This is a genomic window from bacterium (assembly GCA_040753085.1).
GTDB lineage: Bacteria > UBA9089 > JASEGY01 > JASEGY01 > JASEGY01 > JASEGY01.
This window is the reverse complement of sequence record JBFMHI010000012.1, coordinates 17,929-38,867: the sequence shown is the minus strand read 5'-3', so window position 1 is coordinate 38,867 and position 20,939 is coordinate 17,929. Positions and strand designations below refer to the sequence as shown.

Here is a 20,939-nt window from a genome sequence, read left to right as displayed (position 1 = left end):
ATGTCCGTTCCGTAGACGGACAACCACAAGGGTTGTCCCTACAGCCTAAGGACAGACCCGAATCACGGACACGGCTCACGGATTTTCCGTGTTTCATCTGTGTGCATCTGTGGCTGAACGGTTACCCCCTCTTTTCTCTATTGGCGGCTGTTTTTTAGCCAGCCAAATGGCGATAATAACCGGCTTCTGTTTGAGAGATATTGGGAGTTTCGTCACATTTGTTATCCTTAAGAAAGAGAGTAGTTAGAAAAAATATTACCCCACCTAATATCCCTCTACTCAGAAACTCTCGCCGGCTTAATTTGGTATCCATCTGCCACCATCTCCCTCCAGGTCAGAGGTTAAAAGTCAGAAATCAGCCCGGTGTGGCCCTCCTCTGTCGTCTGTCTTATGACCTCTGCCCTCTGTCTTCCGGTTGGAATTCAAACTCGACTTTTCCGATGAGGACCGTATCCCCTATCTTCACTCCCTCTTGGAGGAGGGCTTCATTTACTCCCATTCGGTTCAGAGCCTTTCTCCAGGTCTCAAGTCCCTGGTGGGTCTTCAGATCGGCCATAGCTAACGCCTTCTCAATCCGGCTACCGCTAAGGATATAAATCCCTTTTTCTCGGCGTATGGTAAAAGCAGGCTTCGTCTTAGGCGCTCCGTATCTCTTTTTCCAGACCGACACAGGTTTTTTCTCTGGAAGCGGCAACTGACTCAGTTGTCCGTCCACCTCTTTTACCAGCTCAGACAACCCCTGGCCAGTTAGAGCCGAGATGGGAAAAATCGAATAAGTCGAAAGTGATTCTTTTATTTGGTCGAAGTTTTGTTGGCTCTCCGCCAGATCCATCTTGTTGACGGCTATGATTTGCGGTTTTTCCACCAGGGTTGGATTGTAAAGCTGCAATTCTTTATTTAGAGAATAAAAAGAATCTACGGCGGCGGCAGCCGAACCGTCTAAAAGGTGAATTAAGAGGCGCGTGCGTTCAATGTGGCGCAGAAATCTATCTCCCAGACCGACTCCCCGGTGGGCCCCGGCGATAAGTCCGGGTATGTCCGCCAGGACAAAAGATTTCCAGTCTTCAATTTTAACGATGCCTAAGTTAGGAGAAAGAGTAGTAAAAGGATAAGGTGCGATCTTAGGTCGTGCTCGGGACAGACGGGAAAGCAGGGTTGACTTCCCCACATTGGGGTAGCCTAATAATCCCACATCAGCCAGGAGCTTCAGTTCCAATCGAAGGGTAAAGGCCTCTCCTTCCTCACCCGGCTCAGCCTGACGGGGTGCTCTATTGGTGCTGGTGGCAAAATGCGTATTTCCCCTTCCTCCTCGGCCACCGTAAGCGACAATTATCTCCTGGCCTGGTTCGGTCAGATCGGCCAGCCGGTTTCCATGCTCCACTTCATATACCTCTGTGCCTACCGGGACCGGAATAACTATATCTTGCCCATTTGCCCCGAATTGTTTTTTAGGACCGCCGGCTCGGCCATTCTGAGCCCGACAGCAAATCCGAGATTGAAGATCGACCAGGGTGTTTAACCCAGGATCAGCCTTCAGGATGACATCGCCCCCCTTTCCTCCGTCGCCGCCATCAGGCCCTCCGTAAGGAACAAAGGGTTCACGCCTGAAGCTTACGACACCGTTGCCCCCGTCGCCTCCTTTAACTTGAATCTCCACCTGGTCTATAAACATTTATCAGTAAGCAGTAGGCAGTAGACAGCGGTCTTCTCTTATAAATGCCTACTGTCTACTTACCTGTCTTTAAAGGTAACCGTTCAGCACATGATGCTCGATGCTCGATCCTCGATGCTCGATCTTCGATGCTGGTAAAGGATCCAGTATCCAGGATCGAGCATCGAGCATCGAGTTTGTGCCTTAGTGGCTGAACGCTTACAAGGATTCAGTATCCAGGATCGAGCATCCAGAATCGAGCATCCAGGATCGAGGATCGAGGTTGTGTCTTTGTGCCTTAGTGGCTGAACGCTTACCTTTAAAGTCTATGTAACTACTCAGGTGGATAGGCTGAAGGCTTTTAGGAATAAATGCGGAGAGCAGATGATTTGACGTCAGTCTTCAGTCGTCAGCCTTCAGTCTTCAGCCTATCTACCTGAGTAATTACGAGTCTATCTCAAAACCTATGCTCAGTGCTCTTGGCCACATGCTTTTTACCCTTCAATCACCTCTATTCTCCTTTTACCCCCTGATTGAATGAAGTTAACGAAACCGGAGACCTTGGCAAAAAGGGTATCATCGCTGCCCCGACCAACATTTCTTCCCGGGAAAAATCTTGTCCCTCGCTGTCTGACGAGAATACTTCCTCCCGTAACAAATTGCCCATCGTGCCGTTTTACGCCTAATCTTTGGGCATTACTATCCCGGCCGTTACGGGAACTACCCATTCCTTTTTTATGGGCCATGCTTAATCACCTCCTTTTCAATGGCGGATGGTAGATTTCGAAGTATCTACTCAAAATCAAGTTAAAAAAGTAAGCTCATTACAGATTATAGTGCTATGGGTTAAGTTCCATCTCCTTTTGTCCCGACAGCGTCGGCCTAAGAGCTTCCCCTCCCTTGATGGGAGGGGTTAGGGGAGGGTGGTAGCTCTTTTTCTAAGGTTTTTAGCAAGAGTAATAATATTGCCCGCCCATTTCACCCTCACCCTATCCCTCTCCCATCAAGGGAGAGGGAATTTTGCTTTGTCTCCCAACTAACTGCTTAACTTAGTTTTGAGTAGTTACATTTCGAATGGCGGATTAGTGGGAGTCAATCTTCAGCTACAAAAGCTTAACCAAAGTGGCCACTATCGCCGCCTGAGCGGCTAACATACCCGCCACCCACTTTATAATTTTGACTTTTGCCTTTTCAATCTCGGCTTTTAATTTAATTTTTGCTTTTTCCACATCACCCTTGGTAGCCAAATAGGTCTTGGTCACCTCATTAATAACTTCGGCAATTTCTTTGGCGGCCAAATCATCCAGGTGCGCATCTCTTAATCGTTCATAAATATTTAAGGTGTCAAGGGCAGCCCTCAAATAAATTCCCCCCTCTCGTCACTTCCATACACTTTTACATAACCCTGATATCTTTCTTCTCCCGCTATGGCCCGGAGACTTAAGGCCATTGTTTCCAAGAGAGCGGCCGCCTCTTTCTCCTTACCCTTAAACCCTCTAATAGAGACCCTCATCCAACCTTTATTTTTCTGGTGGTCGATTTCTAAGCCAAGATATTGCTTAAGACCTACCACCACATTCTGGAGGAGGGCTGATACAGCGGCACAAACAATATCTCGCCCTGGCTCAGCATAGAGGGCATGACCTTTTGTCTCAAAGGCCACAATCCTTCCCTGGGCATCTCGATCAAAGTAAACCTTAATCATTGCAGACCAGGTTGTATCTCTCGAATAAGAAGCCAGGTATAGGGTTGACGATGACCACGCTTGAGCTTGTAGTTTTTCCTCTTCTTGAACTTAAAGACAGTAATCTTTTTGCCCTTTGATTGTTCCACCACCTCGGCCGTAACCCTGGCCGAGCTAAGTTTCTGCCCAAGGTGAAGATGGTCTTTATCAGCTATTAGCAAGACATGGTCCAATTCTACCCTCTCTCCCAGAGGACAATTAATCCGATCCACCCGGATTCGGTCGCCCTCTTCCACTCGGTACTGTTTTCCTCCTTCTTCCACGACGGCATACAACATATATCACCTCTTTCTTTTATCACTAGTGCTCTGTCACGCTTGAAATTGTGGGTAAAGCCTCTTTTGCCCCCTCACCCTGACCCTCTCCCCTAAGGGGAGAGGATTAAGGTGAGGGGGGATTGCTTCTCTAAGAGACGAACAGGTCAAATCACACGTGACAGACCACTTGGGGGCCTACTTACGTTGAACGGCAGGTAGAGTGAGCCCTTCAGAAAGGGGCCCGGCCACCAAGCCACACCTTCCAAGATGGTATTTCCACTATTATTTGACTACCACTCGAAGCTTTGAATAACAATTATCCCTTTTCGTCTTGCTTCTTCAATAAGATTTGGTTCTCCATAATGGGTTATTAGTATTTTTACTATTTCTTCTTTATAAGTCTTTTCTACTGCTTCTACTTTCTTTTTTAGTTCCTCAAAGACATCCTTCTTTTCGTGTTTTTTCTTCTCAAGCCTTAATTTTGCCTCTCCTACAATCAGGACATCATTGCCATTTCTTCTGGCCCTTCCAAATAGATTTATCTCCTTCCCCTTTATCTTTGTTCTTATTATCTTCGCGGTCATCTCAATACCATAATTTGTCTTTAATAACCCAGGGAGCATTCTATATGCTTCATTTTCAAAGGCATAAGACATACTCCTTGATAATCCCCCCAACTCTCCTCTGGTTTCTTTTAAACCTTCTGTAAGATCCTCAACTTTTTCTGTAAGTTTCTGGATTTCTATCTCTGTTTTCTTTTGAGCCACTGCAAGCTCCTCAACTCTTGCCTCTGTTCGTTTTTGGGCAACTGCAAGCTCCTCAACTCTTGCCTCTGTTCGTTTTTGGGCAGCGGCAAGCTCCTCAATTGCTACTTCAACCCTTGTAAGCCTTTCTTCTGATTTCTTCTGGGCAACTGCAAGCTCCTCAACTCTTGCCTCGGTTCGTTTTTGGGCAGCGGCAAGCTCCTCAATTGCTACTTCAACCCTTGTAAGCCTTTCTTCTGATTTCTTCTGGGCAACTGCAAGCTCCTCAATTGCTACTTCAACCCTTGTAAGCCTTTCTTCTGATTTCTTCTGGGCAACTGCAAGCTCCTCAACTCTTGCCTCGGTTCGTTTCTGAGCAACTGCAAGCTCCTTTACAATATCTTTAAGCTCGCTAAAGTCAGATACCTTTACAAGGTCGTTATAGGCATCAAAGATTGTGGTGGCAAGGACATCTGCCTGATACTTTTCAAACACCTCACCTAATCTTTCTCTTATTACAGAAAAACTCATCATATTCAAACTCCCTATTCTTATAGAATAATAACCTATTTCCCTCAAGCCCCTGACGCCTTCAAAGAAAAAGGTGTAGGAAAATAAAACGTAACTACTCAAGTAGATAGACGGAAGGTAGAAGGCTTTTAGTTACAAGACACTTTTATATAAGATAACATGCCAGCCCAAATTTGTCAAGAGATAAGTTGCTAATCCGAATTCTAATTTTGCCGTTCAGCCCAACTAAAATGTAAAGATGTATCTTCAGTAAATCGGGGGAACTATGTGACCGGTTATCGCTCATCGGCTATTGGTTATCGGTTATCGGTGAGAAGTAGCCAGTAATTAGTTGTTACCGATTACCGATTACCAAATTACTGACTTCCCCCGAAATATTGAAAAGACACGTCAAGATTGTTGTTCTGAATCTGTCTCCCATTGGGAAAAAAGTTGTTGACTTTTGGCTTTAAGTATGCTATACTTACCCATATTATTCGCATATACTATATCTTAACTTAATATTTTATCTTGGGTTATTTGGAAGGCATCCGTAGGTGAAAAAATCTTTTTTTTGGGGGGAGGTAGATTTATCCCGCTAAAAATTTATTCCTGACGGGGTGAACATAGGGCGGCCTCCCGCTGCAACCAAACAATCCTGGATGCTCGATGCTCGATCCTCGATGCTGGATGCTCGATACTCGATACTCGAGGCTCGATACTCGATGCTCGATGCTCGATGCTCGAGGATCGAGCATCGAGCAAGAGAGGGGAAATTATGTTATTTGGTCTTGGTGGTGGAAAAACAGCCGTCGGCCTGGATATAAGCAGTGATACAGTCAAGGCGGTTCAACTAAGGCAAACCAGGCGCGGGATTTCGCTGGCTAATCTGGGTATGAGCAAACTATCTCCCAGCCCTATTCCCGACGAGGTTTCCGAAGCCAGGACAGATCTGACCGCCAAGGCCATCAAGAGGGTCCTGGGGCAAAGCAAGATAAGAACTAAAAGCGTTTATACCTCAGTCGGAGGGACCTCGGTAGTGGTTAGATATATTGTCCTTCCCTATATGACTCAAAAGGAACTCAGGGGTGTAATTCGGTTTGAGGCGGAGGGGTATATTCCCTTTGATGTTCGGCAGGTAGTGCTGGATTGTGAGATACTGCGTGAATTTGTGGAAAGAGGGGAAAAGAAGATTGAGGTCCTCCTGGTAGCGGCCAAGGAAGAAATCATTGGCCAACATATGGAGATTATGAAGAGGGCTAATTTAAAACCCCAGTCTATTAATGTTGATACCTTAGCCGTAGAAGATTCCTGGGAACTTTCTGGCAGCAGCGGGATAAAAGAAGAAAATGAAATTATTGCCTTGATTGATATTGGGGCCAGGGTAACCAATATTAATATTATTGAACGCAAAAGATCATCTTTTAATCGGGATGTTCTGGTCGGAGGAAATGATTTCACCAAGTCTATTGCTGAGGAGTTAGGGTTAAATTTCCAGGCAGCCGAGGCATTGAAGGAAGAACAGGGACGTATATCTATGGAAGGCGAAGCAGAAGCAAGAGCTATCGAGGGGGACCGGACTTCCAGAGTTAACGAGGCTATCGGGACCATAGCTACCAAGCTGTTAGGAGAATTAGATAGATCTTTTGCCTATTATTATGCCCATACCCAGATACATAAAAAGACGGTTAACCGGGTGGTGCTTAATGGCGGTTCGAGCCGCCTGCCTAACCTGGATCGCTTTTTATCTAATGGGTTAGGGATACCGGTGGAAATAAATAATCCTTTTAAAAGGATCCATATCGATACGGCCGGCGTTGATCTAAAGTATATTAGCAAGGTGGCGCCGGCTTTTGCCGTCAGCGCTGGTTTGGCCCTGAGAGGGTTGGTGGGATACGAAAAAGCATAATTATCAATTATTAGTAACCGTTCAGCCACCAAGGCACGAAGACACGAAAGAGTTTGGTTTTTTAATCAATTTTAATATGTTACTTATTAAAAAGTATGTGTCTTAGAGAGCAGTAGAGTAATAGAGCAGCAGTTCTGGAACTTTCAGAAAAGTCTTTAACTACTGGGCTATTGCTCTGTTGAGCTATTAAGAAATAATTCTTTAATCTTTGTGTCTTAGTGTCTTTGTGGCTGAACACTTACACCAATTATTAATTGATAATTGGTAACTACTCAGGTGGATAGACTGAAGGTGGAAGGCTTTTAAGGCTGAAGGCTATTGAACTTCAGCCTTCAGCCTATTTACCTGAGAATTGTTAATTGAGGAGAAGAGATGGCTGTTCGGATTAATCTATTAAGCCCGGAACTTTTAGCCAAGAAAGAGGCCAGGCGAAGAAATATTATGTCTGCCCTCGTGTTTGTGGTGGTGCTGGGTATTATAGCGGTCATTTATATAGAAAGGACATTTGTGGTCAATAGCTTGAAGGGTGAAATAAAGCAGATGGATAGACGTATGGATGACCTTAAGAACGTTCTGGCTGAAATAGAGAGCTTAAAAAAAGAAGATGCGATGATCAAGAGGCGGATAGATATTATAAGTCAATTGATTAAAGACCGACTGGCCTGGGCGCATATCTTAGATGAGATGAGTAATGCTATCCCGTCTGATCTATGGTTGACGGAGTCCATAAATACCAGCGGAAATAATATCGAATTGACGGGAGTAGCCCTGGATAATTTTGCTATTGCTAATCTGATGGTTAACCTGGAGGGTAACGATTATTTTAGCGATGTAGAGCTGATTGATATTAAGAGAGATGAAATAAATGAGAGGGAGGTAAAGGATTTCCAGCTCAGATTCGGCTTTAAGATTTAATGACCGGTGAGTATCCGACCATTTAAGGAGGAAAGAGATAGAGATGAAGGCAAGATTGATAGGCATACTTTTAATTGTCTTGGGAATAGTAATCTCATTTTCTGAAATATCCAAGGCAGCTCCACTTCCACCCACAAACCTGACCGCCTCTAATAATGAGGGGCCAATTGACTTAACCTGGGACGCCGTGAGTGGGATTCTAATCAGTTATGAAATTTATCGGGATACTTCTTCGACCGTTACTACCAGTTCTCTTTTAATAGGGGATATTACTCCACCAGAGGGGACTGATCCTATCGCTTATACTGATACTAACACCGTGGATGGAACAACTTATTACTATGCGGTTAGGGCGGTTGAGAACTTTCCTTTTTATGACCCAAGTGCCCTCTCTGACACGGCTTCGGCCACCGCTAATTTTCCTCCCTCTGCTCCCACGAATCTAACGGCTACCCTGGTCAATCGGGGTATAAATTTAGCTTGGAACCCTGTGACAGGGATGGTGTATAATGTCTATCGTAATATCTTTCCTGGTATAACTAAATCGTCTCCCCGGATAGTTATCCAGACTTCTGCCACATCTTACCGGGATACGGCCGTCAGTAATGGCCAAACTTATTACTATGCGGTTACGGCGGTGGATCCGGGCGATCTTACCGAGAGTGATGTTTCTAATGAAGCTTCGGCCACCTCTATCTTTAACCCTCCTTCTAATCTTGCGGCTGTTAACAACCTGGGGCCGATTGATTTAAGTTGGTCAGCTACCACAGGATTTGGGACGATCACCTATAATGTCTATCGAAATACGGCCCTTGATTTTGCTACCAGCAGCAGGATAAGAACCGGCGAGATAAATACCTTCTGGACTGACAGTGGCACGGTTGATGGTACCCTGTATTATTATTGGGTAAGTGGGGTTGATTCTGCCGATGGACTGGAGAGTCCCCCTTCGACCGAGGCCTGGGCTGTTTCCAACTGGCCTCCACCGGCGCCGACCGGTGTTACCGCAGCGACGGTCGGAAGGGCCGTATATATTGATTGGAATACAGTTTCTGGGATGGTTTATAATGTTTATCGGGCCACTTCTGCCGGGGTAAACAAGTCGTCTCCCAGAGTAGCGGATGAGATTTCAGAAACCGAGTTTCTGGATACAACCGTCACCGTTGGTCAGACCTATTATTATGTAGTTACTTCAGTAGATCCAGCCGACCCGGATCCTCTGGCCAGAGAAAGTGATATCTCAAGTGAGGTTTCAGCCACTTCCATCTTTACCCCCCCTTCAAACCTGAGTGCCGCCAATGCTAAAGGCCCTATCAGCTTAAGTTGGACGGGCACTTCGGGTTTAGGCACGATAACTTATAATGTCTATCGGAGCGATACCTCGAGCGCTGCCGCGTCTTCCCGCATAGCTTCGGGAGTAACGGGGACAACCTACCTGGATGAGGGGACGCTCGACGGGGTTACTTATTATTACTGGGTTAGTGCGGTTGACTCTTTTGATGGCCTGGAGAGCAATGCAAGTGGAATGGCCCAGGCCACGGCCCTTTATCCACCGCCTACTCCCTCTGGTTTAGAAGCCACCGATAAGGACAGCCAGGGAAGGCCGCTAAGCCGCCGGGTAAGGCTTATTTGGGAGGGGGTAACCCGTGAGGGGGAAGTAGTTACTTATCGAGTCTATCGTCATACCTCATCTCCTGTTCCCGTAGACTTGGCTCATCGGGTGGCCCAGCAGCTTCAGAATCCAAGCTACATTGATAATCCTCCGGCCGATGAAACTCCTTACTTTTATGTGGTTACTTCTTTTACCTCTTACCGGGGCGAAAGTGATCCTTCTAATTGGGTTGGGGGGATGAGTCATTTTATACCCCCCAGCAATCTGGAAGCCGAGAATGATAGAGGGCAGATAAATCTTACTTGGGAGAAAACCAGCGGACAGGGGGGAATGGTTACCTATAATGTCTATCGGAGCACCTCCATTGGGGTGACGCCTGATCCGGTTAACCTGGTAAAGAGTAGTTTGTGGGGGACTACTTGGTCTGATGGCAATACCGAGGATCAGGTGACATATTACTATATTGTTACAGCGGTGGATTCGGCTGATGGGGCAGAAAGTCCTTCTTCTAACGAAGCTTCGGCTAAGGCTGTCTATCCGGCTTCACCCACGGCCCCTTCTGATCTGGCCACTAAGACGGAAAAGAGGCAGATAGTTCTTACCTGGACTGCCTCTCAGCTTCAGGGGGGAAGCGAGGGGCCGGTTACTTATCGTGTTTATCGAAGTCGGACCAGGCCGGTGGAGGTCAATGACACTAATCTCTTAGTTCAAGGCTTAACTACTACTACCTACACTGATTTTGATGTAGAGAATAAAACTATATACTGGTATGTGGTCACAGCCGTGGATGAAAGTTCCTCTCTGGTAAGTAAACCTGGCGGACCGGTGATGGGCATCTCCTTTTTCGAGCCTCCCTCTAAACTTAAGGCCACCAATCAGACCGGCGAAGGCGAAGAGGGGCAGATTAAATTAGAGTGGACCAAAACAGAAGGGATTGGCCTGGTTACCTACAATGTTTATCGGAGTTCGCCACGTGTCCCTACCCCTATCTTGAAGGTATCCGGCCTGATGAATCCCCAATGGACGGATATTGATACGGCCAATAATGCCCGATATTGTTATCAAGTTACGGCGGTTGACTCCTTTGACAATTTAGAGAGCGATCCATCTAATCTCTCCTGTGCTACCTCCTACCATAAACAATCCGTCAGTAATATCACTGTCTATCCGTCCATCATTGATTATGAAACCAACGGTCCGGCGGGTGAGCCTAATCAACTGGAATATACGACCATTACGCTTGATGTCAATGCTGGCCCGACCGATTCTGACGGAAATATAAGCACCGTTAAGAAACTGATTATCAAGATCACTGATGTAGGCATAACGGCTGCTCCCACGGCGGCTGTTTTTCAGATGTACAATCTGTCTACCGGGACGTATGATCTTAACTGGGATGGGGAATGGACTGAACTGGAGGCCGGCGAGTGCAGTCCGATAAAACATAATAGTGTTTACGGCGTTACGGCTTGCGTGGTTAATCATAACGATGCTGAGTCGCTCCAGATAGAGACCGGTCCGATTATTGGGGTTGATGTGGTCCATGTGCAGGGTGGTGTGAAAATCATCTATCAAGAGGTGGGAGACATGCCCCCGGCCCATGTGCCGCCTTTCAAGTTTGAGTATCGTTTGACGAAAGATGCTTATGTCACCTTCCGATTTTATGACACTAATAATACGGCCGAGAACCTGGGAGATGACATCTTGGTAAAGACCATTGTTCACGAGACCCCTCGGCCAGGAGAGCTGGCCAGCCGTGATTTCAAGAACATAGATATCTGGGATGGCAAGGGTGATGAGGGCCGGATAGTGCCTAATGGTATTTATCGGGTGGCCATTGATGCCATTGAGCGGCGATTTAATCCTGGTACGGATATGGCTTATGGCTGGACTGGCGTCAATACTACGGTGGCGGTTGATATCCTTCGGATTCTGGACTTAGATGTGACCGGGATCAGTGCGGATAACCCCCTGGCCGAAATAAGATATATCCTCAGCGGTTCCGGCTTTGCCGAAGGGGGAACCGGTGGGGGGATGGAGGTTACTCTTAATATTTACGAACCAGGGACGACCGTAGATGTAGATGGTAATGCCACCGGTGGGGTCATGGTCAAGTCCTTCACCTTTTATCAGAATCAGGGACAAAATTTCATTGTCTGGAATGGATTAGATGAGGATAATGTCCTGCTCCCTAATGGGAACTATGTCTTTACCATCTCGGCTAAGGATACTTACGGGAATTTAGCCCTGGATAGAGAGGGCAATGATGGGCCTCTGCATGGGACTATTCCGGTTGATCGAACCCCGGACCAGGAACCACCTGATGTTACCAGCCCGGTAGTCGTTTCTACTGAGCCGGCCAACGGAGAGGTGATTAATTTTACTATCTCTGAGGTTTTGGCTCAACTAAGTGATGAAGTTGGCGGCTCCGGGCTTAATCTGGCCAAATCAAGCCTTACCCTGACCGGGCCTGATGGTCAGCCGGTAACAGGGATTCAATCCAACAATGGGATTGATACTATTCGTCTCAGATTTAATGAACAGACGGATACGGGACTTTATACCCTCAAGGTCATTGCGGTGGATAATGCGGGCAACGAAAGTAAGGCTAAGATAGTTACCTTTACCCTGACGGATGAATTTATTCCACCTTCTGCCTTGACAGGTCTGGCCTTGGAAGGCGGTTATATTCAGTTAAGCTGGACTTCGGCGGTGGGACAGGGAGAAATAACCTACCGGATTTATCGGGCCTTAACCTCCTCAGAGGTAGTTAAGGCATCGAATCTGGTAGATTCAGGTATTACTATCACTACCTGGACAGATGGCAAGATAGAAGGCGGAGTCAAATATTATTACGCGGTGACGGCGGTGGATGCCAGTGAGCAGGAGAGTGAACCATCCGCGACGGTATCGGTAATGGCGCCTTTCCCGCCGGCCATACCGACCCCCTTTAATCTTAAGGCTGAAGCCTTGGCCGAAGGCCCGATTAAACTCAGTTGGGAGATTTCGGCTGATACGCCTGGTGTGCTCACTTATAATATTTATCGGTCCACCTCGGTCATAGATGAGCTTGATACGGATAACTTAGTGGCCAGTGGAGTTCAGGCTACGGAATGGACTGATTATCAAACAGTTAATAATGGCACCTATTTTTATCGGGTGGCTGTTATTGATCCCATTTCAGAGGAGATCGGTTATCCGTCTAATTTAGCTTTTGCTAAGTCCTATTATCCCCAGGCCGTTAATCTTTCCATCAAGAATCCGATCATAGATTACGAATCCAACGGGGTGCCGACCTTTGCCGTTATTATGCTGGATGTGATTAATGGGCCGGCCAAGAAGGTGGAGATTACTATTACTGATACCCTGGGTGATGAGGTAGCGGATAAGATGGAAGTGTATAATGTGACTCAGAGCCGGGCTAAGGATGTGACTACGCTTGAACCGATGAATCACATTAGGAATTATCAGTGGTATAATTATAAATCGGCCTGGGATGAGACCAAATCACCTTTAGTGTATATCAATGGAATACAGACCACTAAATCCTACCAGATTTATCCCCAATTCGGCTACGTCCGGTTTGACGAGCCTAATCAGTCGGCTGATGTGGTGGCGATAACTGGACTTACCTATTACGAAGGCGCAGCCACCTGGGATGGGACCTGGGATGAGGGGGTAGGGATAAAGCATAATTCTACCTACAAAGTTGAGGCCAAGGTGACTAATTACAACGATGAGGTTTCAGAGATATATTCGGTTGATAACTATATCATGGTGGATGTGGTTCATGTCCAGAAAGTGGAGCTGGAATATCAGCAGGTGGGAGATATAATGGAGGCACATGTGCCGCCTTATACCATTACCTATGCCCTGACCAAAAACGCCCGGACTACCATAGAGATTCGGAATAAAGAGACTGAAGAGACGGTCAAGACTATTATCCATAAGACACCGCGTTTAGGGGAGTATCTGAATAGGGATAGGACAAATAGTGATGTCTGGGATGGCAAGGATGATTCGGGACGAATAGTGCCTAATGGTGTTTATGGGTTTACCATCAGGGCCGAGTGGAAAGACCCTGCCGACCCTTATCTGGATATGGGCGAGTGGGTGAGCGCCGAAGGTATCGCGGTTGATCTACTCCGCATCTTAGATGTTACTGTTTCAGGTATTACACCTACCAGTTGTAAATCAGAGATAAAGTATACCCTGACCGGCTCAGGTTTTGGTGGTGGCGGAACCAGTGGCGGGATGGAGGTGACCATAAAGATCTATACCCCGGGCACAACTATTTCTTCGGAAGGTGTGGTGAGCGGCGGAGAGCTGGTTAAGACCATAAGCGGCTTCAGGAATCTGGGCGGCAACACGGAGACCTGGGATGGACGCAATGAAAAAGGGGATTTCCTCCCGGCCGGGATATACGTCTTTACCATAGAGGCCAAAGATGGTTATGGTAATAAGGCCCTTGATGCCGAAGGAAATGACCGTCCCATGCATGGCAATATCCCGGTGGATCGGAAATTGGAGATTGTGGGACTATCTGTCCAGGATATTGGAGAAGGTAATCCACAGGCTAAGTTCACTTATACCCTGGCCGGTTCCGGATTAGAGCTTTCCGGAGATGAAATAACGGTAATTATTAACATTTATGATTCGGCAGCCGTTATCCATACTGACGGGAGTGTTACCGGGGGGAGATTAATCAGAAACCTGACTTTCACGCACGGTCTTGGGGAGCAGATTGATATCTGGGATGGCCGAGATGGGTCAGGAGTTTCGGTTAATAATGGTACTTATCTCTTTACTATTACGGCCGTGGCCCCTGGAGGAAATTTGAAAGATTGGAAACAGGGTGAAATTATGGTGGAGCGGGAGCCGGCAGAGATTCAGATATCAAATCTCTCGGTGAAAGGAATTTCCGGCCAGAGTGATCTGGCTGAGATAACCTATACCTTAGAGGTGAAGGGATTGTATATTGTCGGGGATGAAATAAAGGTGGATATTGATATCTATGAGCCGGGGACGACCATCGGGGCTGATGGAATCGCCACGGGTGGAGTCTTAGTCAGGTCTCTTAGCTTTGACCGCGGGGTTGGGCCTCAGACCGATCAATGGAATGGCCTGGATAATACAGGTAAACGAGTGGCTAACGGTCTCTATCCTTTTACCATTAAGGCGGCCGTTCAGGGAGTGGAGACATGGACCAAGGGTTCTATTTCTATCTACTGGGAAGGGCCTGAGGGACCGGCTGACACCACTGATCCGGTGATTGTTTATACCATTCCGGCTGAGGGGGCCACTTTGACTGCTTATATCTCAGAGGTTTCGGCTTATTTGCAGGATGAACCAGGCGGGTCAGGGATTGATCTTAAGGCCTCCAGCATTTCTCTGCGTGATTCAAAGGGGAATTTGATTAGCGGGACTAAAGAAACAGATTCAGCCGGAACAATCACCTTTCGTCCTTACAGTGAGCAGAGCACCCCTGGTAAATATACTATGGAGGTGACGGCCGTAGATAAAGCGGGTAATCAGGAAACAAAGGCGGTTCAATTTACCTTGAGTGAGGAGGCGGTGAGTGTGCGGGGCTTGCAGGAGGTGTATGCTTACCCCAATCCGGCTAAAAAGCAGTCAAAGGTTTATATCCATTATGAGTTGCCTTCTCCGGCCAGAGTGACCGTCAAGATCTTTACCCTGATGGGTGATCTGGTGAGAGAGATGGAAGTCGGAGAGCAGGGGGCCGGCGAGTATTCTCAGGCGTGGAATCTGGAAAATGATGAGGGAGACCTGGTAAGCTCGGGAGCTTATATCTACACGATTGAAGCTACCGGTATGGATATGGTGAAAGGGAAGATGGTCATTATCCGGTAGGAGGCGCAATGTTTAGACAGACCCTTATAGCTCTGATGGGTCTGGTGGTTATTACGTGGCAGGCAGAGGCGGCTCAAGATAGGCGGCCAACCTTGGGCCGGAAAGCGATCGGCTCTTCCAATTACCGATTATCATTTTACGAGGAGGCCTAGATGAAGAAGGCGGGAGGAATAACCTTTCTTTGGTTGATAATTTTGGCTAAGGTGGTTTATGCGGATGGAGTGGGAACCACGGCGGACAATATAATTGGACTCGATCAAGGGGCCAGGGCCGCAGGCCTGGGCGGCGCCTATACTTCGATGGCGTCTGATTTCACGGCTATCCATTGGAATCCGGCTGGGCTGGCCGGCCTGAAAAGCCGAGAAATGGGGGCTGGTCATGTGGAGTGGATTGAAGATGTCAGGGCTGAATTCATGGGGGTGGGTATACCTATTGCGGCCACGGGGACCGGTCTGGGGTTCGGCCTGGTGTTAACTAAGATGGGCGGCATTGATGAAAAAAGAAATGGGCCCGGACCGGCTATGGGTGAGGTAGAGGTAAATAGCCGGTGGGTTGGGGTGTCTGTGGGTCAACGATTAGGGGACAAGATGGCTTTGGGAGCGACCATTAAGCAGATCCATGAAGAGCTGGATGGTGAAGAAGATTCGAGTATAGCCTTTGATCTGGGGGGTGTTATTCGGCCTATTCCGGCTTTAGGTCTTGGCTTGGCGGTCATTAACCTGGGAGGGGGCTTAAAGCCCCTTGAGGAAGAAAGCGATTTGCCTCTGACTTTTCGAGGCGGTGTGTCTTATGATTTGAATAATAAGGCCACCCTGGTGTGTGATTTGGAAAAGGTCAAGGCCAGTGATCTGAAAATAAAAGGCGGAGTTGAACTTAAACGGGCCCCTTTTGCTTTAAGACTGGGCTATCAAACCAGGGATGAGAAGCAGGGTGGTGAGGCCGGCTTTTCAGGTGGATTAGGCTTGTATGATTCCGGAGGCAAGATGTTTGAGGGAGTGGTGGCCCATCTTGATTATGCGGCTTCTTCCTTGGGGGATACCTTTGGGACGGTGCATTGGGTTACCCTGAGGGTGGTATTTTAATTAACCATTATCAATTATTAACTATTAATTAATAATTGATAATTAATAAAGAAATGGACTGGCGAAAAAATCAACCTTTAATGGTGGGAATAGGGGGGGTGCTGCTGCTGGGGGTAATTATCTACTTTGCCTATATGTATACACCTTTAGGCGTGACCAGGCCTGCCTGGTGGCAGTTTGCCATTAAGATTGATAATTTAGAAAAGGAGCGTGAACGCAAGCAGATAAAATTGGATGAGGCCGAGCGGGTAGCCGAAAGCTTGCCACAGCTCAAAAAGAGACATGAAGAGCTTCAAGAGCAGTTGGCTTACGCTCAAGAGAAGATGCCTAAGGAAAAGGAGATGCCAGAGCTGCTCAGACGGGTAACTGAGGCGGCTGATCAAAGTGACTTAGATATCCATCTCTTCCACCCTGAGGAGATTGAAACCAAGGAGACATATATTGAGGTGCCGATTAAGATGGAGGTAAGCGGAACTTATCATAATCTGGGCTCGTTCTTGTCTCAGGTAGGAAGTTTGCCCAGGATAGTGACCCCCAATAAACTTAAAATCGAGGAAGTAACACCAGCCGCGGAAAATGCTTATGCCACCGTTCGGGCGGAATTAATTATAAGTACTTTTGTGTTCAAGGAAAACTAAGAGTAATCTGTATGGAGTAAGTCCTTATGATAAAGAAACTGACTATTTGTCTTAGTCTTTTTATCTTCATCCTTATAATCGGGTGTGCTAAAGAAGAAGTGGCCCGGCCCAAAAGGGAAAGAGCGATTTCTATAGAAGAAGCCACCGCTCCGGCCATCCTGGCCCGAGAGATTACCAGGCCGGCTCCGTCTCTTTATATGTATCGGCCATTGGATAGGCGAGATCCTTTTAAGGCCTTGATCGAACCGAAAAAAGAAGTAACGGCTAAGCCAACCACGCCAAAGCCTAAACCAGTTAAAGAGGCTCTTCCGGTAAAGAGAGAGCTTGACATCGAAGATCTCACCCTGGCCGGCATCATTTGGGATGCAAAGAATGGGGGGGCCATGGCCCTTCTTCATAATGGGGATAATTACGGGTTTATCTTAAAGGAAGGGAGATTATGGGGCAAAGGCCAGAGGCGCGTGGAGGGTATTTACGGACAAGTGATAGGGGAACAAGCGCGACTTGTTCAGGATAAAACGAAAATAACTCTCAAAGTAGGAGAGTCAGCTACCGAAAGAAATAAGCAAAAAAAGTAAAAAGGAGTGGAAGGAGATATGAACGGGTTGAAAAAAAACTGGTTAGTAACCGGATTAATTTTAATATTCCTTATGGGTTTGACCGGTGGAGGTTGGGCCCAGCTAAATCTTTTCCATCTGACTGATATAAGGGTGGAAAATGCAGGGGAGAAAACCAAGGTAATTATTGTCACTGACAAGCCAGTGGAAAGATACTACCCCTTTACTTTGACCGAACCACCTTCTATTGTAGTTGATCTGTATGAGACGGTGTCCAGTCTTCCGGCGGAGAAAAAGATGGCCAAGGGAGGGGTGATTACTGAAATTCGTGGGGCTCAATATGAAGAACGAACCGCCAGGGTAGTTATGGCCGTTACTGAGCTGGTTCCTTATCAGGTGAGTAAACTGGAGAACAAGATCGTTCTTGAAATTACTAATCCTTATTATAAAGAAGAGGTGAAGCCTCGATTAACAGATATAAGGTTTGATGAGATCAAAAATGAGGTGATTATCTCAACCACTAAGGCGGTCGAATATAATCATTTCAAAAGGGAAGATCCGCCGGGAGTGGTGGTGGAATTTACGGGCGTAGAGGTCGATTGGAAGGATAAAGTTATTGAGGTGGAAAAAGATGGAATATCCAGGATCAGGGCCAGCCGACTTCAGGATAAACCGGTCGAAAAGGTATGGATTGTTATTGACCTGAAGGAAAGTTTGCCTTATCGGGTTTACAGCCAGGCTAATCAGACTATTATTGCGGTAGAAGGCGGCGCGCCACCCGTGGTGGAAGAAGTAACGCCGGTAGTCCCATCTGAAGTAGCCCCCGAGGCGCCACCCACACCTCCCGAGAAGAAGGCAGCCCCTGAGGAGGAAATTATACCTGAGTGGATAAAGGTAGAAGAAGAGGAAGTTACTCCTCCTAAAAAAGAAGAGGCCGCCGTGGTAAAAAAAGTGGAAGTGCCCCTTATTTCAATGGATTTCAAAGAGGCAGAGATAGGGGATGTGTTAAGACTTATTTCTCATAAATCCGGGATAAATATTGTGGCCGGAAAAGAAGTAACGGATAAAGTTACCCTCAGACTGGAGGCGGTTACCTGGAGACAGGCCCTGGATATGGTGACCAGGGCTTATGGCTATACCTATGTGGAAGAAGAAGGGGGTATCATCCGCGTGGGTAAGGCCCTGGTTAAAGGAGAATTTATTACGCAGGTTTTCAGTCTTAACTATGCTGATGCCAAGGAGATTTCTGGTTCGATTAAACCTCTTTTAACCGAGGCAAAAGGGACTGAGCCGGCCGGACAATTGACGGTGGTGGAGCGGACAAATTCCCTGGTTATTAATGATAATCCGGCGGTTGTCGAACAGGCAGCCGCCCTTATTAAAGAATTGGATGTGAGAACCCCGCAGGTGATGATCGAGGCCAAGATCGTGGAGGTAACTTTGCGGGATGCCACGAGTTTAGGGATTGAGTGGCAGGCTGATGATCCTCAATCTCCAGGGGAGAGGACCTGGGGAGGCGGGGGGCTTAATATGCCTGGTGGAACAACAACCCAGCTTGAAAAGGAAGAAGAAGAAGGGGTTATTGCTATCTCAGGGCCAGGATCTATTACCTATAACGAGTTGGGAAGAGGTAAAGGGAGTTTTTTCAGGATTGGAACTATTAGGGGTGAGTTTGATATCAATGCCAGATTAAATGCCCTTATGGAAGACTCTAAGGCCGATATCTTATCCAATCCCAGGATACTGGCCATAAACAACAAAGAAGCCAGGATAATAGTCGGAGAGGAATATCCGATAGAGGAGACAACCATAAGTGAAGGCACCGTTCAGCGCACCATAGAATATAAGGATCTGGGAATAAAACTTCTGGTTACTCCCAAGATCAATTCGGATGGCTATATAGTCTTAGAGGTCCATCCTGAGGTGAGCGTGTTTAGCGGCTATGCCCCCAACGGTAATCCTATTATTGCCACCAGGGAGAGCGAATCCGAAATACTGGTCAAAGACGGCGAAACAATTGTCATTGGTGGTTTAATTCAGAATGAAAAGAAAGAAACGGTTTCGAAGGTGCCGCTTTTGGGGGATATACCTCTGGTGGGGTTGCTATTTAAGAATAGAAATATAGACAACAGCAAGACTGAACTCCTTATTTTTATTACTACTAATATTAAAAGGGGTTGAAGACTAGTAATCGGTGAGCGGTAATGGGTGAGCGGTAATCGGTAATAACTGATTACCGCTTTTTACTTGATGTTCAAGTTTTTTTCGACCTACGCGATTAGCTTTTCAGCCCCAGCGAGGCGGGATGTTTATAGCCTCTGGTCAAACAATCTAAGGTTAGCTCCAGCGGAGCGATATGTTCTTTACATACGTCGCCCCGCTGGGGCTAAAGATAGGCCTAAACTAAACGCACAGGTCAAGTAGTTTTTTCTCGGTAAGCAGAATATCAGTTGTACTATCACTAGCGAAGCCTAACAAAATTCATTCAGCCGACAAAAGGGTGATCAATCTTTGAGGGTTCGTTTTTGTGCTTTCTCAAAGTTTATTCGTAAGTGTTCAGCCACAAAGACACTAAGACACAAAGATTAAAGGATTATTGGGCATTGTCCCAAATCCCCTAAAAAAGGGCTGAAAAACTGGTAACAGTTTGGAGAACATTATGCCTCGCCTCAATCAGGTTATTATCTCCACAACTATGGGGGGTATGAGTTTAGCACCCTGATTTATCAGGGTGTTACGGATAGGATAACATCCAGAATCATAACCGCTTTAGCGGTTTCAACCCCTGAAAGTCTGAGGGTGTAGGTCGAAAAAACTTGAACATCGAGTGTTAGGCAATTTAGTTTGGAGGAGAAATGAATCGCGACGAACTGCTAAGGAAGGTAAAGGAGACTATCCACGAGGTTGAACCTGGAGCCGAAGTTATTCTTTATGGTTCTCGTTCCCGAGGAGACGAAGGTCTTGAATCTGATTGGGACTTCTTGATCTTAGTTGATGGTTCTGTCGATGATCAACGAACGGACAATATTCGCCACCACCTTTACGAAATTGAATGGGAGTCAGGAGAAATAATTTCTACGGGCCACTTTTTGTCATTCCTGCGCAAGCAGGAATCCAGAAGCCTTGATATTACTGGATTCCCGCTTTGGCGGGAATGACGAGAGGTTATTGTAAAGTATTTGTCTTTCAAGTAGTTACAAAAAAGTGCAAAAGTATAGTAACCTTCATTTTGTGAAAACTGGGATAGTTTCGAAAGAACTATCTCGTATATACAATGACCTTTTCGAACGACGTCAGGAAAGCGACTACGCAGATTTCATTACCTTTATAGAATCTCAAGTCCGGCCTTGGATTTCTCAAGCTGAAGAATTTGTTGAACAGATTAGCACTCTAATCCGCGAGAGTAAAAGTTGATTGTATACAAAAATCTAAGTTGTTTGACTATCTTTA

Annotated in this window: 19 protein-coding genes; 12 read left to right on the top strand and 7 right to left on the bottom strand. The window is 46.7% G+C overall.

What is annotated here, in order from left to right; genetic code table 11:
• Nucleotides 1–154: 154 nt before the first annotated feature.
• Nucleotides 155–313: a hypothetical protein gene (locus AB1797_02945; GenBank protein ID MEW5766571.1), complete on the bottom strand. Its 159-nt coding sequence runs from the start codon at nucleotides 311–313 to the stop codon at nucleotides 155–157.
• Nucleotides 314–388: 75 nt separating this feature from the next.
• Nucleotides 389–1,672: a GTPase ObgE gene (obgE, locus tag AB1797_02940; GenBank protein MEW5766570.1), complete on the bottom strand. Its 1,284-nt coding sequence runs from the start codon at nucleotides 1,670–1,672 to the stop codon at nucleotides 389–391.
• 44 nt (nucleotides 1,673–1,716) lie between these two features.
• Here obgE and AB1797_02935 point away from each other — a divergent pair, with 44 nt between their 5' ends.
• The gene (locus tag AB1797_02935) at nucleotides 1,717–1,866 is read left to right on the top strand and encodes a hypothetical protein (GenBank protein MEW5766569.1); all 150 of its coding nucleotides are present in this window, start codon (nucleotides 1,717–1,719) and stop codon (nucleotides 1,864–1,866) included.
• A gap of 279 nt (nucleotides 1,867–2,145) precedes the next feature.
• Here the strand turns inward: AB1797_02935 and rpmA are convergent, their stop codons facing one another.
• From rpmA to AB1797_02910, 5 genes are all read right to left on the bottom strand, one after another.
• Nucleotides 2,146–2,397 carry a 50S ribosomal protein L27 gene (gene rpmA / locus AB1797_02930; protein ID MEW5766568.1) on the bottom strand — a complete coding sequence of 84 codons (252 nt, stop codon included), beginning with the start codon at nucleotides 2,395–2,397 and terminating at the stop codon, nucleotides 2,146–2,148.
• A 357-nt stretch (nucleotides 2,398–2,754) separates the two neighbouring features.
• On the bottom strand, nucleotides 2,755–3,012 hold the full coding sequence (locus tag AB1797_02925) for a DUF1640 domain-containing protein (GenBank protein ID MEW5766567.1): 258 nt from the start codon (nucleotides 3,010–3,012) through the stop codon (nucleotides 2,755–2,757).
• Nucleotides 3,009–3,356: a ribosomal-processing cysteine protease Prp gene (locus AB1797_02920; protein MEW5766566.1), complete on the bottom strand. Its 348-nt coding sequence runs from the start codon at nucleotides 3,354–3,356 to the stop codon at nucleotides 3,009–3,011. The genes AB1797_02925 and AB1797_02920 overlap by 4 nt, the downstream gene beginning before the upstream one ends.
• Nucleotides 3,353–3,673 carry a 50S ribosomal protein L21 gene (rplU, locus tag AB1797_02915; GenBank protein MEW5766565.1) on the bottom strand — a complete coding sequence of 107 codons (321 nt, stop codon included), beginning with the start codon at nucleotides 3,671–3,673 and terminating at the stop codon, nucleotides 3,353–3,355. Before rplU ends, AB1797_02920 begins: the two co-directional genes overlap by 4 nt.
• A 269-nt stretch (nucleotides 3,674–3,942) precedes the next feature.
• Nucleotides 3,943–5,028 (bottom strand): hypothetical protein, encoded by a 1,086-nt coding sequence (locus tag AB1797_02910; protein MEW5766564.1) that lies wholly within the window; start codon nucleotides 5,026–5,028, stop codon nucleotides 3,943–3,945.
• A gap of 539 nt (nucleotides 5,029–5,567) precedes the next feature.
• On the opposite strand from AB1797_02910, the gene AB1797_02905 reads away from it, so the two are divergent.
• The 11 genes from AB1797_02905 (at nucleotide 5,568) to AB1797_02855 (ending at nucleotide 20,903) form a co-directional block, all read left to right on the top strand.
• Nucleotides 5,568–5,732 (top strand): hypothetical protein, encoded by a 165-nt coding sequence (locus AB1797_02905; GenBank protein ID MEW5766563.1) that lies wholly within the window; start codon nucleotides 5,568–5,570, stop codon nucleotides 5,730–5,732.
• Nucleotides 5,684–6,814: a type IV pilus assembly protein PilM gene (gene pilM, locus AB1797_02900; protein MEW5766562.1), complete on the top strand. Its 1,131-nt coding sequence runs from the start codon at nucleotides 5,684–5,686 to the stop codon at nucleotides 6,812–6,814. The genes AB1797_02905 and pilM overlap by 49 nt, the downstream gene beginning before the upstream one ends.
• A 372-nt stretch (nucleotides 6,815–7,186) precedes the next feature.
• The gene (locus tag AB1797_02895; GenBank protein ID MEW5766561.1) at nucleotides 7,187–7,729 is read left to right on the top strand and encodes a PilN domain-containing protein; all 543 of its coding nucleotides are present in this window, start codon (nucleotides 7,187–7,189) and stop codon (nucleotides 7,727–7,729) included.
• 43 nt (nucleotides 7,730–7,772) lie between these two features.
• Entirely contained in the window at nucleotides 7,773–15,212 is a 7,440-nt protein-coding gene (locus tag AB1797_02890) for a FlgD immunoglobulin-like domain containing protein (protein ID MEW5766560.1), read from the top strand.
• Between the two features lie 8 nt (nucleotides 15,213–15,220).
• Nucleotides 15,221–15,364: a hypothetical protein gene (locus tag AB1797_02885; protein MEW5766559.1), complete on the top strand. Its 144-nt coding sequence runs from the start codon at nucleotides 15,221–15,223 to the stop codon at nucleotides 15,362–15,364.
• Nucleotides 15,365–16,294, top strand: coding sequence for a PorV/PorQ family protein (locus AB1797_02880; GenBank protein ID MEW5766558.1), 930 nt, complete (start codon nucleotides 15,365–15,367; stop codon nucleotides 16,292–16,294).
• A 53-nt stretch (nucleotides 16,295–16,347) separates the two neighbouring features.
• Nucleotides 16,348–16,932 carry a type 4a pilus biogenesis protein PilO gene (gene pilO, locus AB1797_02875; GenBank protein ID MEW5766557.1) on the top strand — a complete coding sequence of 195 codons (585 nt, stop codon included), beginning with the start codon at nucleotides 16,348–16,350 and terminating at the stop codon, nucleotides 16,930–16,932.
• A gap of 26 nt (nucleotides 16,933–16,958) precedes the next feature.
• The gene (locus AB1797_02870) at nucleotides 16,959–17,510 is read left to right on the top strand and encodes a hypothetical protein (GenBank protein ID MEW5766556.1); all 552 of its coding nucleotides are present in this window, start codon (nucleotides 16,959–16,961) and stop codon (nucleotides 17,508–17,510) included.
• A gap of 27 nt (nucleotides 17,511–17,537) precedes the next feature.
• The gene (gene pilQ / locus AB1797_02865; GenBank protein MEW5766555.1) at nucleotides 17,538–19,670 is read left to right on the top strand and encodes a type IV pilus secretin PilQ; all 2,133 of its coding nucleotides are present in this window, start codon (nucleotides 17,538–17,540) and stop codon (nucleotides 19,668–19,670) included.
• 674 nt (nucleotides 19,671–20,344) lie between these two features.
• On the top strand, nucleotides 20,345–20,647 hold the full coding sequence (locus AB1797_02860; protein ID MEW5766554.1) for a nucleotidyltransferase domain-containing protein: 303 nt from the start codon (nucleotides 20,345–20,347) through the stop codon (nucleotides 20,645–20,647).
• A gap of 46 nt (nucleotides 20,648–20,693) precedes the next feature.
• The gene (locus AB1797_02855) at nucleotides 20,694–20,903 is read left to right on the top strand and encodes a HEPN domain-containing protein (GenBank protein MEW5766553.1); all 210 of its coding nucleotides are present in this window, start codon (nucleotides 20,694–20,696) and stop codon (nucleotides 20,901–20,903) included.
• Nucleotides 20,904–20,939 lie beyond the last annotated feature (36 nt).